Here is a 16110-nt window from a genome sequence, read left to right as displayed (position 1 = left end):
GCATGAATACAAGTTTAGATAGAGCAAAAACTTGGCTCAGCGAAGCCTACGACGAAGAAACGCGAAATGCAGTTCAGCATTTGATCGACAATGACCCGAACGAATTAGACGACTCATTTTATCGCGATTTGGAATTTGGTACTGGCGGAATGCGAGGTATAATGGGCGTTGGAACCAATCGCCTCAACAAATACACCTTGGGCGCAGCAACTCAAGGTTTGGCAAACTACCTGAATCAACAATTTCCAGACAAGACAAAATCGGTCGCAATCGCCTACGATGTTCGTCACAATTCGGATACCTTTGCTCGGATTGTTGCCAATATTCTAACATCAAACGGCATAGCAGTCTATCTTTTCGAAAGTTTTCGACCTACTCCAGAATTGTCTTTTGCAGTAAGACATTTCAAATGCGACGCAGGTATTGTGCTCACCGCTTCGCACAATCCGCCAATCTACAACGGTTATAAAGTTTATTGGAACGATGGCGGACAAATTGTTCCACCGCACGACAAAGCGATTATTGCCGAGGTAGGAAAAGTTGAGCCAACTGCTATAAAATTCGACGGTAATGATGCATTGCTTACCTATATTGGAGCAGAGGTTGATCAAAAATTCATAGATGCAGCAATCGAGAATTCGACCTTCAACAAAACAGGGCGAGAAGACGTTCGCATCGTTTTTACAACCATTCATGGAACTTCGATTGCCATCACACCAAAAGCATTTGAGCAAGCAGGTTTCAAAGATTTTCATTTGGTTGAAGAACAAAAAGAGCCAAACGGAAATTTTCCAACCGTAAAATCTCCCAATCCAGAAGAGCCAGAAGCCTTGGCAATGGCATTGAAACTGGCAGATGAACTAAACGCCGATTTGGTGATAGGTACAGATCCAGATGCCGACCGTTTGGGCGTTGCTACACGAGATTTGGACGGGAAAATGGTGTTGCTCAACGGAAATCAGACCAATACATTGCTCACGTATTATTTGCTAGAACAATGGCAACAACTCGGGAAAATTACAGGTAAAGAATTCATTGGTTCTACGATTGTGACCTCCGATATATTTTATGCTATTGCCAAGCAATTTGGCGTAGAATGTTTGGTAGGGCTTACGGGATTCAAATGGATTGCAGACATGATTCGTAGAGAAGAAGGAAGGTTGAAGTTTGTTGGCGGCGGTGAGGAATCTTTCGGATTTATGGTTGGTGATTTTGTACGCGATAAAGATTCGGTCACCTCGTCTTTACTGATTGCTGAAATAGCCGCTGTCGAAAAAGCAAAAGGGAGTTCACTGTATCGAAAGTTGATCGACATTTATACCAAAGTTGGAGCGTATCAAGAAGATTTGATTGCGCTTGTAAAACCTGGTAAAGAGGGTGCAGAACTCATTGCCAAGATGATGGTCGATTTCAGGGCGAATCCTCCAAAAGAGATTGCGGGTTCATCCATTGTGAAAGTCGATGATTATCTCACCTCTATTTCTAAAAACTTACGCACTGGTGAAGAGACAACCATCGAGGTGCCGAAGTCTAATGTTTTGATTTTTTATACCGAAGACGGTAGCAAAGTGGCTTGCAGACCTTCTGGAACAGAACCCAAAATCAAATTTTATTTTTCGGTGAACGATACCTTAGAAAAGCCAGAAGATTATACGGAAGTAAAATCGAAATTGGTTGCTAAAATAGAGCAGTTGAAAGCCGATTTTCAGCAATATTGAGCAGATACCATCGAGATGATATAATAAAGAAAGCCAATCGTTTGATTGGCTTTCTTTATTTTTAGGACAACCTTATTATTATATAAATAACACCAGCAATAAGCGTCAACGAAATCAATTGCAATTAAAGCAACTGTTTCGGATGTTATGTCAACAACTGCTATTGCTCATTGTTTTGCTCGTGGATTTGCTCATCGCTTTGCGCTTCCAATTGTGCGTCGATTTGTGCATCTATTCCTTTGTAGAGCTTGATGAGTTTTTCTACTCGCTCTACGGTATATTCTATCTCGGTAAGAATAGTGAAATACAGGGTAGAACTTTTTTGGCTAATGTTTTGTTGCTGAATTCGTTCTATCTGGTTGCTGATGGCAACATTCAAGACTTCTTCAAAAGAATTGCGCAGGTTTTCGACGTCGGTCAGACTGCTCAAATCATCGTCCAAAAATCGCTTAGAAATATAAAACATCAGTCTTTTGTAGGCAGAATTGATGGCTTTCAGGTCTTCTATCTGCTCGGGTTTCAACTGTCTGTGGTTGTTGAAGATATAGGTATGGATAGAATTGTTGATGAAATTGATACTGATAACAATGTTCTGAATGTATCCGAACGATTGCACGAAAATCTTGCTCGAGTTGATATTCGAAAGATCCATGGTGCGTAGTATTCGGTAGAAATTAATTTTCAGTTCTTCTACAGAAAACATCAGTTTCTTTATCTTCTTTCTGTTTTCTGATAAAAATCCGAGATTTTCGTGCTCTATTCCTTTTACCGATAAAGCAAAACTGTCTGCTGATTTAGACAAAGCCTTGCCGATTTGTTTCTTGTTTTTGGCTAAAATCTTTTGTATAGAGTTGATGTCTTCTTCTGTAAAGCTAACCAAAACTTCTTCTTTCGCCTTGCTTTTGTCTTCGTAACTTTTGTGCGAACGGAAAAGGAGGATTCCCAAAACGATAATCATTCCCAAAATTCCAATTACGCCACCATAGAACATCGTAAGGGCAATGATAGCCGCCATCACAAACGCCGTAATCCCAGTCATGAACCATCCGCCAATCACATTGAAAACTCCAGCCACACGGAAAACTGCACTATCTCTGTCCCAAGCTCGGTCTGCGAAAGAGGTTCCCATCGCCACCATAAAGGTTACATAGGTCGTAGAAAGCGGAAGCTTCAACGAAGTACCAATAGAGATTAGAATAGAGGCAACCAAAAGGTTTACCGAAGCCCGAATCATATCAAAAGCTTCTTCGTCTGTAGTTTCGGTTTGAAGGGTTTTTTGTTTTTTCGGATTTTCGAAACGCTTTTCTATACGCAACTGAAAAGATTTTGGTAGGATCTTATCTATGAAATTACCCAACAATATTACACCTCTCACGATGACGCGCGACAGCAAGTTCGGACTGAATTTTTCTACACCTTCATCTTGTTTACTGAGGCTTAATTCTGTCTGAATTACATTTCTCGCCTTTTTAGAAGTCCAAAGCGTAAAAATCATGATGACACCCGCAATCACCAAATAATATGCTGGCGCTTTCACATTGTTGTTCGCCAATTCGCTCATCATATAAGTATTTGGGTCGGTTGCTCCAGACGCCATGTAAAAATCGTATGATTGTAATGCCGCAATTGGCACACCGATGAAGTTTACCAAGTCGTTTCCTGCAAAAGCCAAAGCCAAAGCAAAGGTTCCGATAAGGATAATAATGCGAAGGATGTTTACCTTTAGAAATATGAGAATCTGCGAAAAAATGCTCCAGAAAACAAAGTTTATTCCGATCAAAAGAAGTTGGTTGTTGGCAATCCATGCTTTTGAAGCATCGTTAATAAAGGTTAGGTTTTTAGCTCCTTTTATCAAAATGAAAAAAGAGATAGCGGTAATGGCAACTCCTCCCAAAAGCCCTCCGTAACGTTTTATTCTCGCTTCTGAATTGAAGGTGAAAATAAAACGGGTGATATATTGTACCGCCGAACCTATGATAAAAGATAGGAAAACAGACAATACAATACTGATGACAATTTCGGACGCCTTTTCGGTGTTGATATAATCTACTACTGTGTGCAACGCTTGGTCACCACCGATCACCTTTATAAGTGCCAAACAAGTTGCCGCACCCAAGAGTTCGAAGATAATGGAAACCGTGGTAGAAGTAGGGAAACCGATATAATTGAATAAATCGAGCAGGATAACATCTGCAATCATTACCGAGAGGAAAATCAGAATTACATCGTAGAAACTAAACATCGACGGTACAAAAATTCCGCTCCGGGCGATCTCCATCATACCACTAGAGAAGATAGCACCAATTAGTAAACCAAAAGAAGCAATAATCATGATGGTTCTGAAACTTGCTGCCTTAGAACCAATAGCAGAATTCAAGAAGTTTACAGCATCGTTACTTACACCAACCATAATGTCTAGAATTGCTAAAAGTACCAATGTGATGAGGATAATAATAAAGATGTTTTCCATAAAGGGATTTTTAGTTGCTAAACTTATCGAATTGTAGCGTTAAAATTTTGAGCAAATGTCGAATCATTATTTTGTATTAATGTTAATAAAATGTTATGAAATAATGGATAAGTGTTTATTTAATGTAAATCTATCCAAAAGTAATGAAGGGTATTATGTGATGAAAATCAGTTTGAAGTATTTGGTGATGTTTTTCCTAAACAATTGGATGCGATATTGTTTTTTGATGAAGCGTTTTTTTGTAATCTTTTTTAAAAATCTTTTCATCGAAGCATCCTAAGGTCTCAGTAAACATTTGTGAGAAGCTTCGGAAATGCTTTTTTCTACACATTACAATTGATAATCAATAGAAATAAATTTAAAAACATTTTTTTTAGAAAATAATTTTTGTAATTTTGCATGCCCAAAAATGGGAAATTTAATTAAAAAAAGGAATATTTTATTAGTATGCCAACAATTCAACAATTAGTTAGAAAAGGTAGAAAAACCCTAACCAAGAAGAGTAAATCGGCTGCTTTGGAGTCATGTCCACAACGTCGCGGTGTATGTACGCGTGTTTACACGACTACCCCTAAGAAACCAAACTCGGCTATGCGTAAAGTAGCGCGTGTAAGGTTGACCAACGGGAAAGAGGTGAATGCGTACATCGGCGGTGAAGGACACAATCTTCAAGAGCACTCGATAGTATTGGTAAGAGGAGGAAGAGTAAAAGACTTACCAGGTGTTCGTTATCACATTGTACGTGGAGCACTTGATACCGCTGGTGTAAACGGACGTACACAGCGTAGAAGTAAGTATGGAGCGAAACGTCCTAAAGAGGCTAAAAAATAAATTTAAGGAACAATGAGAAAGACAAGAGCTAAAAAAAGACCTTTACTTCCAGATCCTAAATTTAATGATCAGTTAGTAACACGTTTCGTAAACAACTTAATGTTAGACGGTAAAAAATCTGTAGCGTTCAAGATTTTCTATGATGCATTAGATATCGTAGAGCAACGCAAAGAAGATGCAGAGAAATCGGCATTAGAAATTTGGAAAGACGCATTGTCAAACGTTATGCCACACGTAGAGGTACGTTCTCGTCGTGTAGGGGGTGCTACATTCCAAATTCCAATGGAAATTCGTCCAGACCGTAAAATTTCAACTGCTATGAAGTGGTTAATCTCTTACGCTCGCAAACGTAATGAAAAATCAATGGCTCAGAAATTAGCTGGTGAGATCATCGCTGCTGCTAAAGAAGAAGGTGCTGCGTTCAAAAAACGTCAAGACACCCACAAAATGGCTGAAGCAAATAAAGCATTCTCACACTTTAGATTCTAATAACAATGGCAAGAGATTTAAAATATACAAGAAATATTGGGATCGCTGCACACATCGATGCAGGGAAAACTACAACCACAGAACGTATCTTATTTTACTCAGGTAAAAACCACAAACTTGGTGAAACGCACGAGGGATCTGCAACAACCGACTGGATGGAGCAAGAGGCTGAACGTGGTATTACCATTACCTCTGCTGCAGTTACTGTAGATTGGACTTTCCCAACAGAGCAAGGAAAACCATTGCCAGATGCCAAAGCGTATCACTTCAACATTATCGACACTCCTGGTCACGTTGACTTTACCGTAGAGGTAAACCGTTCTTTACGTGTATTAGACGGATTGGTGTTCTTGTTCTCTGCAGTTGATGGGGTAGAGCCACAATCTGAAACCAACTGGAGATTAGCAGACAACTACAAAGTTCCACGTTTAGGATTCGTAAATAAAATGGACCGTCAAGGAGCTAACTTCTTAGGAGTATGTCAGCAGGTAAAAGACATGTTAGGGTCTAATGCTGTGCCAATCGTATTGCCAATCGGTGACGAGGCAGACTTCAAAGGAGTAGTAGACTTGGTAAAAAACCGTGCAATGGTATGGCACGATGACAACTATGGTATGACATTCGATATCGTAGATATCCCAGAAAACATGGTAGACGATGTGAAACAATACCGTGCACAACTAATCGAAGAAGTAGCTGCTTACGACGAAGATTTGTTGGAGAAATACATGGAGGACGAAAACTCTATCACAGAAGAAGAAATCAACAACGCATTACGTGCTGCAACTTTGGATATGTCGATTATCCCAATGACTTGTGGATCGTCTTTCAAAAACAAAGGAGTTCAGTTCATGTTAGATGCTGTTTGTCGTTATTTACCTTCACCAACAGATAAAGAAGCGATTCCGGGAACAGACCCAAAAACAGATGAACCAGCGTCAAGAAAACCTTCTGTAGACGAGCCTTTCGCAGCTTTAGCATTCAAAATTGCTACCGACCCTTATGTTGGACGTTTAGCATTCTTCCGTGCATATTCTGGTGGATTAGATGCAGGTTCTTATGTATTGAACACACGTTCTGGCAACAAAGAACGTATCTCTCGTATCTTCCAAATGCATGCAAACAAACAAGAACCAATCGAGCGTATCGAAGCTGGTGATATCGGAGCTGCAGTAGGATTTAAAGACATCAAAACAGGAGATACTCTTTGTGATGAGAAAAATCCTATCGTATTAGAATCTATGGACTTCCCAGATCCAGTAATTGGTATTGCAGTAGAACCAAAAACAAAAGCCGACGTTGATAAATTGGGAATGGCTTTGGCAAAATTGGCCGAAGAAGATCCAACTTTCCAAGTAAAAACAGATGAAGCTTCTGGGCAAACTGTAATCTCTGGAATGGGTGAGTTGCACTTAGATATCATTGTAGACCGCTTGAAACGCGAGTTCAAAGTAGAAGTTAACCAAGGTGAACCACAAGTAGAGTACAAAGAATCGTTCTCTAAAGTTGCAGACCACCGCGAGGTATACAAAAAACAATCTGGTGGACGCGGTAAATTCGCCGACATCATTTTCGAAATGGGACCTGCAGACGAAGGAAAAACAGGATTGGAATTCATCTCAGAAATCAAAGGAGGTAACGTACCGAAAGAGTTTATCCCTTCTATCGAGAAAGGTTTCAAAGCTGCAATGAAAAACGGACCTTTGGCTGGATTCGAAATGGATTCGATGAAAGTAATCTTGAAAGACGGTTCTTTCCATCCAGTGGATTCTGACCAATTGTCGTTCGAGTTGGCTGCACAATTAGGATACAAAGCAGCTGCAAAAGCAGCAGGAGCTCAAATCCTAGAGCCAATCATGAAATTGGAGGTGTTGACACCAGAAGAAAACATGGGTGATATCGTGGGTGACTTGAACAGAAGACGTGGTCAAGTGTCAGGTATGGATGATCGAAACAATTCTAAAGTAATCAAAGCATTAGTACCATTAGCAGAAATGTTCGGATATGTAACCTCATTACGTACATTATCTTCAGGACGTGCAACTTCTACTATGGAATTCGATCATTACGCACCAGCTCCTGCAAATATCGCAGAAGCAGTAATCGAAAAAGCTAAAGGTAACGCTTAATTATTGTAGAAATGAGTCAAAAAATTAGAATAAAATTAAAATCATACGATTACAACTTAGTTGATAAATCAGCTGATAAAATAGTGAAAACTGTAAAATCAACAGGTGCAGTTGTCAATGGACCAATTCCGTTGCCAACTCACAAAAGAATTTTTACAGTTTTGAGATCACCACACGTAAACAAAAAATCGCGTGAACAATTTCAATTAACAGCTCATAAGAGATTGTTGGACATCTATTCTTCTTCTGCCAAAACAGTAGACGCATTGATGAAGTTGGAATTGCCAAGTGGTGTAGAAGTAGAGATTAAAGTGTAGTAATACTTTAAATCATAAACAAAATCCGTTCGCAACGAACGGATTTTTTTTATAACCTAATCATATTTGCTAAAGTGTTGATTTTGTGGTTTTTACAAATTCATTTGAATCGACTGAAAAATATCTTAAGCAATTCAAAGAAAATAACTTAGATAAAATTTGTATGCTTTAAATAAATTCTTATCTTTGCATGCTAATTTTAGGCAGGGAATCTCTAAAAGTTATCATAACTTCAACTGCCTGAAATAGAATTATAAAACAATTATTAACTTAATTAAAACAAATGTCAGGTATCATTGGTAGAAAAATCGCCATGACAAGCTTGTTCGATGAAAACGGGAAAAACATTCCGGTAACCATCGTAGAAGCTGGACCATGTGTGGTTACACAAGTCAGAACCTTAGAGAAAGATGGATACAAAAGTGTCCAACTTGGTTTCGATGACGCAAAAGAAAAAAACACTTCGAATGCACTGAAAGGGCATTTCAAGAAGGCAGGGACGACACCAAAACGCAAATTGGTTGAGTTCTATGGTGATGAATTCGTAGATTCATTAAACCTAGGAGACGAAGTTAAAGTAGATTTGATTTCGGAAGGAGAATTTGTAAGTATCACAGGTACTTCAAAAGGTAAAGGATTCCAAGGTGTGGTTAAACGTCATGGTTTCGGTGGAGTTGGGCAATCAACCCACGGGCAACACAACCGTTTGAGAGCGCCAGGGTCTATCGGTGCTGGTTCGGATCCATCTCGTGTATTCAAAGGAATGCGTATGGCTGGAAGAATGGGAGGTAAACGAGTAACCGTTCAGAATTTGAGAGTAGTAAAAGTAGATGCTGAGAAGAATCTTTTAGTAGTAAAAGGTGCAGTCCCAGGTCCTAAAAATTCATACGTAATTGTTAGAAGATGGAAGTAGCAGTATTAAATATCCAAGGAAAAGAAACCGGAAGAAAAGTTTCGTTAGACGAAGCGATTTTCGGTGTTGAGCCCTCTACACACACTGTGTGGTTAGAAGTTAAACAATATTTGGCTGCTCAACGACAAGGAACACATAAAGCTAAAGAAAGAAATGAAGTAGCAGGTTCTACCAAAAAGATCAAAAAACAAAAAGGGACAGGTACAGCACGTGCAGGTTCTATCAAATCTCCAGTATTCAGAGGGGGAGGACGTGTTTTTGGTCCAAGACCACGCAACTATTCTTTCAAATTGAATAAAGCACAAAAAAGATTAGCAAAAAAATCTGTTTTGTCTCAAAAATTAGCAGACAATGAAATCAAAATTGTAGAAGACTTCACATTCGAAGCTCCAAAAACAAAAGATTTCATTAATGTGTTGAAAGGTTTGGGAATCGAAGACAAAAAAGCCTTGTTTATTTTAGGAGAAGCAAACAAAAACGTGTACCTATCGTCACGTAACTTGCCAAAAGCTAAAGTAGTAAATAATAGCGAAATCAATGTTTTCGACCTGATTAATGCATCACAAGTTGTGTTTTTAGAAGGTTCATTAGAAGCTATTCAAGAAAATTTAAGAAAATAAAACGAAAATGGCAATATTAATAAAACCAGTAATTTCAGAAAAAGCGACTAACAATATCGAAGCGTTAGGGCAATATTCGTTTTATGTAGATACTAAAGCAAACAAATTACAGATCAAAGAAGCTGTAGAGAAAGCTTACGGTGTTCAAGTAGTAAAAGTGAATACTTTGGTTTCTGCACCAAAAATGAAAACCCGTTACACCAAAACAGGTTTCCAAATTGGTAAAACAAATAAGTTGAAAAAAGCGACCGTTCAGTTAGCTGAAGGTCAAGAAATAGAGTTGTTCGGATAATATAAGATTTAAAAAATGTCAGTAAGAAAATTAAAACCTATCACCCCGGGACAACGTTTTAGAATCGTTAATGATTTTACGGTCTTAACACCAGGTGCTAAACCAGAAAAATCATTGGTAGAAGGTAAATCTAAATCGGGTGGACGTAACCACTCTGGTAAAATGACAATGCGTTATATCGGAGGAGGTCACAAACAAAAATATCGTATCATCGATTTCAAACGCAACAAAGACGGAGTAGCAACTGTAGAGTCTATCCAGTATGACCCAAACAGAACAGCTTTCATCGCGTTGGTTGCCTATGAAGACGGTGAAAAACGTTATGTGATTGCTCAAAATGGTCTAAAAGCTGGTCAGCAAATTTTTACAGGTGACGCAGTAGAACCAGAAGTAGGTAACACAATGAAGCTAAAAAATATTCCTTTGGGTACCGTGATCTCGTGCATCGAGTTGCGCCCAGGACAAGGAGCTATTATGGCTAGAAGTGCAGGTACTTATGCTCAATTAGTAGCACGTGATGGTAAATACGCCATCGTGAAGTTACCAAGTGGAGAGGTGAGAATGATTTTAGTGGAGTGTAAAGCAACTATCGGAGTTGTTTCCAACTCAGATCATCAGTTAGAAGTTTCTGGTAAAGCAGGTCGATCTAGATGGAAAGGTCGCCGTCCAAGAACAAGAGCAATGGTTATGAACCCAGTAGATCACCCAATGGGAGGTGGTGAAGGTAGAGCAACCGGAGGTATCCCACGTTCTAGAAAAGGTATACCATCGAAAGGTTACAAAACCCGTTCGAAAAAGAAAGCGTCTAACAAATATATTGTAGAAAGAAGAAAAAAATAATTTATGGCACGTTCATTAAAAAAAGGACCATTCATCCACTATAAATTAGAAAGAAAAGTTTTGGCTAACGTAGAATCGGGTAGCAAAAACGTGATCAAAACTTGGTCTAGAGCATCTATGATTTCTCCAGACTTTGTAGGTCAAACGATCGCTGTACACAACGGGAAACAATTCATCCCAGTATATGTGACAGAAAATATGGTAGGTCATAAATTAGGTGAGTTTGCTCCTACACGTACTTTTAGAGGTCATGCCGGAGCTAAAAACAAAGGAAAAAAATAGTAGAAGGCCATGGGATCTAGAAAAAGATTAAGTAACGAAAAAATCAAAGAAGCTAACAAGCAGATAGCTTTTGCGAAATTAAATAATGTACCAACTTCTCCTCGCAAGATGAGATTAGTGGCAGATGTAATCCGTGGAGTTGAAATTCAAAAAGCTTTAGGAATCTTAAAATATTCTAAACAACACGCTTCTATCAGCCTAGAAAAATTGCTATTGAGCGCTATCGCAAACTGGCAAGTAAAAAACGAAGGAGCAGATGTAGAAGAAGCAGGTTTATACGTAAAAACGATCGCCGTAGACAGCGCACGTCAATTGAAACGTATCCGTACTGCACCACAAGGTAGAGCGCATCGCATCAGAAAACGTTCAAACCATGTGACAATCGTTTTAGGAACTAAAGAAGATAAACAAAAAGTAGAAGATCAATAATATGGGACAAAAGACTAATCCAATCGGAAATCGTTTAGGAATCATCAGAGGATGGGATTCTAACTGGTACGGTGGAAATGATTACGGTGACAAGATTGCTGAAGATGCAAAAGTACGTAAATACTTACGTGCACGCTTATCAAAAGCCGGAGTTTCTCGTATTTATATAGATCGTACTTTGAAATTAGTTACAGTTACTGTAACCACAGCTCGTCCAGGTATCATCATTGGTAAAGGAGGACAAGAAGTTGATAAATTGAAAGAAGAGTTGAAAAAAATCACTGGAAAAGAGGTTCAAATCAACATTTTCGAAATCAAAAGACCAGAATTAGACGCCATCTTAGTAGGTGATAGTATCGCTAGACAAATCGAAAATCGTATTTCTTACCGTCGAGCTATCAAAATGGCCATTACATCGGCTATGCGTATGAATGCAGAAGGAATCAAAATTCAAATCTCTGGTCGCTTAAACGGAGCAGAGATGGCACGTTCAGAAACATATAAAGACGGACGTATTCCTTTATCAACATTCCGTGCAGATATCGATTATCACATTTCAGAAGCTCATACAACCTACGGTCGCTTAGGGATCAAAGTATGGATTATGAAAGGTGAAGTATACGGGAAAAGAGAGTTATCTCCATTAGTTGGATTGCAAAAGAAACAAAAGAGATCCGACAACAGAAGAGGAGGTGAACGTTCAAACAACAGAAAACGTTAATTAAGTTTAACTACGAAAAACAAGTAGATTATGTTATCACCGAGAAGAGTTAAATATAGAAAAACCCAGAAAGGTAAGATGAAAGGGAACTCGCAAAGAGGAAACCAATTAGCTTACGGAACTTTCGGGATCAAATCACTAGAAGAATCATTCATCACCGCTCGTCAAATCGAGGCAGCACGTATCGCCGCTACTCGTTACATGAAACGTGAAGGACAGTTATGGATCAAAATCTTTCCAGATAAACCAATTACCAAGAAACCAGCAGAGGTACGTATGGGTAAAGGTAAAGGTGCGCCAGAATATTGGGTAGCAGCCGTAAAACCAGGACGTATCCTTTTCGAAGTAGGAGGTGTTCCACTAGAAGTTGCAACAGAAGCATTGCGCCTTGCAGCTCAAAAGTTGCCAGTGAAAACCAAGTTTGTTGTCGCAAGAGATTTCCAAAACTAATATTTAAAAACGTACAAGAATGAAAACAGCAGATATTAGAAATCTTAGCTTAGAGGAATTACAAGCAAAAATTGCTGAAGAAAAAGCAAATTACGAGTCCCTGAAAATGACTCACGTAATTTCTCCAATCGGAAATCCAATCGAAATTAGAAATGCACGTAAAAACATCGCACGCCTAATGACGATTCTAACAGAAAAACAAAAACAACAGTAATCACTAAATTTTGAACTGATGGAAAGAAATTTAAGAAAAGAAAGAATTGGTTTAGTTACATCAAACAAAATGGATAAAACTGTTGTTGTAGCCGAGACCAAAAAACAAAAACACCCTTTCTACGGAAAGTTCGTGTTGAAAACTAAGAAGTACACCGCGCACGACGAAACCAACGAATGCAACGAAGGAGATACCGTGCGTATTATGGAAACCCGTCCTTTGTCTAAAAACAAAAGATGGAGAGTAGTAGAAATTATAGAAAGAGCTAAATAATATAAGTTATGTTACAACAAGAATCGAGATTAAAAGTTGCAGATAACACAGGAGCTCGCGAAGCATTAGTAATCCGCGTATTAGGCGGAACTAGAAAAAGATACGCCTCTTTAGGAGACAAAATCGTGGTAGCCATCAAAGAAGCTACCCCATCGGGTAACGTAAAAAAAGGAGCAGTATCGAAAGCTGTTGTCGTAAGAACTAAAAAAGAAGTTCGCAGAAAAGACGGTTCATACATCCGTTTCGATGATAACGCGTGTGTGTTATTGAATACACAAGGCGAAATGCGTGGAACACGTGTTTTCGGTCCAGTGGCACGTGAATTACGTGACAAAGAATATATGAAAATTGTATCATTAGCCCCAGAGGTATTATAAAATATCAATTCAACATGGCAAAGTTAAAAATTAAAAAAGGAGACAACGTAGTTGTATTATCTGGTTCTCACAAAGGGAAAACAGGTACAGTATTGCGTGTATTCCCTGACAAAGCAAAAGCAATTGTTGAAGGGGTGAACATCGCAAAAAAACGTGTAAAGCCAAGCGCACAAAACCCACAAGGAGGAGTGATCGAAAAAGAAGCTCCAATCTATGTCTGTAAATTGGCTTTGGTAGATCCAGAAACTGGTAAAGCTGCGAAAGTAGGTTACAAAGTGGAGGATGGAAAGAAAACAAGAATTGTTAAAAAAACAGGTAAAGCTATTTAACGATGAGTACAAATTATTCACCTCGCCTACAGGCAAAATATAGAGAAGAAATTGTAGCAGCTCTCAAAGAAGAGTTTGGTTACAAATCGATCATGCAAGTTCCAAAACTACAGAAAATTGTCTTGTCACAAGGTTTGGGTGCTGCAACAGCAGACAAAAAAATTGTAGACTACGCAATCGAAGAGTTGGAATTGATTACAGGTCAAAAAGCAGTAGGTACTGTATCTAAAAAGGATGAGGCCGCTTTCAAATTACGTAAAGGAATGCCAATCGGTGCAAAAGTAACTTTACGCGGTGAGAAAATGTACGAATTCTTAGATCGTTTGGTAACTGCAGCTTTACCACGTGTACGCGACTTCCAAGGAATCAACGCGAAAGGTTTCGACGGAAGAGGAAATTACAACCTTGGGATTACCGAGCAAATCATCTTTCCTGAAATTAATATCGACAAAATCAAGAAAATTCAAGGATTAGATATTACCTTTGTAACTTCTGCGAACACAGACAAAGAAGCAAAAGCATTATTAACTAAGTTTGGATTACCATTCACTAAAGAACAATAATAGTTATGGCAAAAGAATCAATGAAAGCGCGCGAGCGTAAAAGAGCAAAGTTGGTTGCAAAATATGCAGCAAAACGTCAAGCTTTATTAGACGCTGGTGACTACGAAGGTCTTCAAAGATTACCAAAAAACGCTTCGCCGGTTCGTTTACACAACCGTTGTAAATTAACAGGACGTCCGAGAGGATACATGAGAACTTTCGGGATCTCACGTGTGACTTTCCGCGAGATGGCAAACGAAGGCTTAATCCCAGGAGTGAAAAAAGCTTCTTGGTAAACACATCAAGAAACTAGACGATAGAAATCCTTACTCATTTTTTTGAGTAAGGATTTTTTATGTCCAAAACCCATGAGCAGGCTAAGTCTTTGGCATCTATAAAAATATTTAAATTTTTATTTAGGATATAGATGCTAATTAAAAAATAAGCCATATATTTGCAACCCAAATGCATAGTGCATTTTGTAAAGTGTAATTTTAAAAGTAGAGCAACTGCTCTATACTCTAAAATTAATTTATGTATACAGATCCAATTTCAGATTATCTTACGCGTGTAAGAAATGCAATGATGGCGGGACACAAAGTAGTGCAAATCCCAGCCTCTAAATTGAAAAAAGAAATCACAAGAATTCTTTTTGAACAGGGTTACATCTTGAATTACAAATTCGAGACGAATGAGAAAGGTCATAATTCAATCAAAATCGCATTGAAATATGATAGAATGACAAAAGAACCAGCAATCAAAAAATTGAAGAGAGCTTCTTCGCCAGGTTTACGTCAGTATGCTGGTGCAAAAGAGCTTCCTAGAGTTTTGAATGGTTTAGGTATCGCAATTATTTCAACATCTAAAGGCGTGATGACAGACAAACAAGCTCGTCAAGAAAATGTAGGTGGTGAGGTATTATGTATTGTTTACTAATTTTTAAAAACAAGAAATTATGTCGAGAATAGGAAACGCTATCATCAATATACCTTCAGGAACTACCGTAGAGTTTAAAGATAACGTGGTTACCGTAAAAGGACCAAAAGTAACCATGACTCAAGAGTTGAAAGAAGGATTCGATGTCAAAATAGAAGATGGAAAATTATCAGTAGTTCGCCCATCAGAATCAAAAGAAGATAAATCTTTACATGGTTTGTACCGAGCATTAATCAACAATATGGTGGTTGGTGTTACAGAAGGTTTCAAAAAACAATTAGAATTGGTGGGTGTAGGTTATAGAGCATCACACCAAGGTCAAAACTTAGATATGTCTTTAGGATTTTCTCACAACATCGTGATGCAAATCCCTTCAGAGGTGACGGTAGAAACCTTGACAGAGAAAGGTAAAAACCCAATCATTACTTTATCGTCACACGATAAGCAATTATTAGGGATGATTGTTGCCAAGATTAGATCTTTCCGTAAGCCAGAGCCTTACAAAGGAAAAGGTATCAAATTCGTTGGTGAAGTAATTAGAAGAAAAGCAGGTAAATCTGCATAAAAATTTTAAGCAAAATGGCATTATCTAAAGTAGAAAAAAGACAAAGAATAAAAAGACGAGTACGTCGCAATATTTTTGGTACAGCTGAAAAACCACGTTTGACAGTTTACCGATCAAATAAAGAAATCTACGCTCAAATTATCGATGACCTAACAGGAGCTACTATCGTTTCTGCCTCTTCTCGTGAAAAAGGGACTGCTACAGGTACAAAAACAGAAGTATCTACAGCTGTTGGTAAAGCATTGGCAGAGAAAGCAATCGCAAAAGGAGTTGAAACTGTTGTTTTTGACCGTAACGGTTTCGTTTATCATGGTAGAATCAAAGCTTTAGCAGACGGTGCTAGAGAAGCAGGTCTAAAATTCTAAAAAAGAAA

23 protein-coding genes are annotated in these 16110 nt (G+C 38.5%); 22 read left to right on the top strand and 1 reads right to left on the bottom strand.

Annotated features, from left to right (window positions below; all coding sequences use genetic code 11):
* The first annotated feature begins 2 nt into the window (after window positions 1–2).
* A complete protein-coding gene (locus tag BN8061_RS02090) occupies window positions 3–1718 on the top strand; it encodes a phospho-sugar mutase (protein ID WP_068596050.1) in 1716 nt (571 codons plus the stop codon).
* Between the two features lie 160 nt (window positions 1719–1878).
* On the opposite strand, the gene BN8061_RS02085 is transcribed toward BN8061_RS02090, so the two are convergent.
* Window positions 1879–4188, bottom strand: a complete 2310-nt coding sequence (locus BN8061_RS02085; RefSeq protein ID WP_068596049.1) for an inorganic phosphate transporter — start codon at window positions 4186–4188, stop codon at window positions 1879–1881.
* Window positions 4189–4635: 447 nt separating this feature from the next.
* On the opposite strand from BN8061_RS02085, the gene rpsL reads away from it, so the two are divergent.
* From rpsL to rplR, 21 genes are all read left to right on the top strand, one after another.
* Window positions 4636–5019 (top strand): 30S ribosomal protein S12, encoded by a 384-nt coding sequence (gene rpsL / locus BN8061_RS02080; protein WP_013598459.1) that lies wholly within the window; start codon window positions 4636–4638, stop codon window positions 5017–5019.
* Window positions 5020–5031: 12 nt separating this feature from the next.
* Window positions 5032–5508, top strand: coding sequence for a 30S ribosomal protein S7 (gene rpsG, locus BN8061_RS02075; RefSeq protein ID WP_068596048.1), 477 nt, complete (start codon window positions 5032–5034; stop codon window positions 5506–5508).
* Window positions 5509–5513: 5 nt separating this feature from the next.
* Window positions 5514–7637, top strand: coding sequence for an elongation factor G (gene fusA / locus BN8061_RS02070; protein WP_068596047.1), 2124 nt, complete (start codon window positions 5514–5516; stop codon window positions 7635–7637).
* 11 nt (window positions 7638–7648) lie between these two features.
* Entirely contained in the window at window positions 7649–7954 is a 306-nt protein-coding gene (rpsJ, locus tag BN8061_RS02065; protein WP_068596046.1) for a 30S ribosomal protein S10, read from the top strand.
* A gap of 283 nt (window positions 7955–8237) precedes the next feature.
* A complete protein-coding gene (rplC, locus tag BN8061_RS02060; protein WP_068596045.1) occupies window positions 8238–8867 on the top strand; it encodes a 50S ribosomal protein L3 in 630 nt (209 codons plus the stop codon).
* Window positions 8858–9487: a 50S ribosomal protein L4 gene (rplD, locus tag BN8061_RS02055; protein WP_068596044.1), complete on the top strand. Its 630-nt coding sequence runs from the start codon at window positions 8858–8860 to the stop codon at window positions 9485–9487. The genes rplC and rplD overlap by 10 nt, the downstream gene beginning before the upstream one ends.
* Window positions 9488–9494: 7 nt before the next feature.
* Window positions 9495–9779, top strand: coding sequence for a 50S ribosomal protein L23 (rplW, locus tag BN8061_RS02050; RefSeq protein WP_068596043.1), 285 nt, complete (start codon window positions 9495–9497; stop codon window positions 9777–9779).
* Window positions 9780–9794: 15 nt separating this feature from the next.
* Window positions 9795–10619: a 50S ribosomal protein L2 gene (rplB, locus tag BN8061_RS02045; RefSeq protein WP_068596041.1), complete on the top strand. Its 825-nt coding sequence runs from the start codon at window positions 9795–9797 to the stop codon at window positions 10617–10619.
* A gap of 3 nt (window positions 10620–10622) precedes the next feature.
* Entirely contained in the window at window positions 10623–10901 is a 279-nt protein-coding gene (gene rpsS / locus BN8061_RS02040) for a 30S ribosomal protein S19 (protein WP_068596040.1), read from the top strand.
* 9 nt (window positions 10902–10910) lie between these two features.
* Window positions 10911–11330 carry a 50S ribosomal protein L22 gene (gene rplV / locus BN8061_RS02035; protein ID WP_068596039.1) on the top strand — a complete coding sequence of 140 codons (420 nt, stop codon included), beginning with the start codon at window positions 10911–10913 and terminating at the stop codon, window positions 11328–11330.
* Window position 11331: 1 nt separating this feature from the next.
* Window positions 11332–12051, top strand: coding sequence for a 30S ribosomal protein S3 (gene rpsC, locus BN8061_RS02030; RefSeq protein ID WP_068596038.1), 720 nt, complete (start codon window positions 11332–11334; stop codon window positions 12049–12051).
* 30 nt (window positions 12052–12081) lie between these two features.
* Window positions 12082–12501, top strand: coding sequence for a 50S ribosomal protein L16 (gene rplP / locus BN8061_RS02025; protein ID WP_068596037.1), 420 nt, complete (start codon window positions 12082–12084; stop codon window positions 12499–12501).
* Between the two features lie 19 nt (window positions 12502–12520).
* Entirely contained in the window at window positions 12521–12715 is a 195-nt protein-coding gene (gene rpmC / locus BN8061_RS02020) for a 50S ribosomal protein L29 (RefSeq protein ID WP_068596036.1), read from the top strand.
* Window positions 12716–12730: 15 nt separating this feature from the next.
* Window positions 12731–12988 carry a 30S ribosomal protein S17 gene (rpsQ, locus tag BN8061_RS02015; protein WP_094745825.1) on the top strand — a complete coding sequence of 86 codons (258 nt, stop codon included), beginning with the start codon at window positions 12731–12733 and terminating at the stop codon, window positions 12986–12988.
* Between the two features lie 8 nt (window positions 12989–12996).
* Entirely contained in the window at window positions 12997–13365 is a 369-nt protein-coding gene (rplN, locus tag BN8061_RS02010) for a 50S ribosomal protein L14 (RefSeq protein WP_068596034.1), read from the top strand.
* A gap of 14 nt (window positions 13366–13379) precedes the next feature.
* Window positions 13380–13694, top strand: coding sequence for a 50S ribosomal protein L24 (gene rplX / locus BN8061_RS02005; protein ID WP_068596033.1), 315 nt, complete (start codon window positions 13380–13382; stop codon window positions 13692–13694).
* Window positions 13695–13696: 2 nt separating this feature from the next.
* Window positions 13697–14257 (top strand): 50S ribosomal protein L5, encoded by a 561-nt coding sequence (rplE, locus tag BN8061_RS02000; RefSeq protein WP_068596031.1) that lies wholly within the window; start codon window positions 13697–13699, stop codon window positions 14255–14257.
* A 5-nt stretch (window positions 14258–14262) separates the two neighbouring features.
* Window positions 14263–14532, top strand: coding sequence for a 30S ribosomal protein S14 (gene rpsN / locus BN8061_RS01995; protein ID WP_068596029.1), 270 nt, complete (start codon window positions 14263–14265; stop codon window positions 14530–14532).
* A gap of 238 nt (window positions 14533–14770) precedes the next feature.
* Entirely contained in the window at window positions 14771–15172 is a 402-nt protein-coding gene (gene rpsH / locus BN8061_RS01990; RefSeq protein ID WP_068596026.1) for a 30S ribosomal protein S8, read from the top strand.
* 19 nt (window positions 15173–15191) lie between these two features.
* Entirely contained in the window at window positions 15192–15737 is a 546-nt protein-coding gene (gene rplF / locus BN8061_RS01985; protein WP_068596025.1) for a 50S ribosomal protein L6, read from the top strand.
* A gap of 14 nt (window positions 15738–15751) precedes the next feature.
* A complete protein-coding gene (gene rplR / locus BN8061_RS01980) occupies window positions 15752–16102 on the top strand; it encodes a 50S ribosomal protein L18 (protein WP_068596022.1) in 351 nt (116 codons plus the stop codon).
* Window positions 16103–16110: the final 8 nt, after the last annotated feature.

Origin of the sequence: Vaginella massiliensis, assembly GCF_900089075.1 — a bacterium.
GTDB lineage: Bacteria > Bacteroidota > Bacteroidia > Flavobacteriales > Weeksellaceae > Weeksella > Weeksella massiliensis_A.
This window is presented reverse-complemented; position numbering and strand designations above follow the sequence as displayed.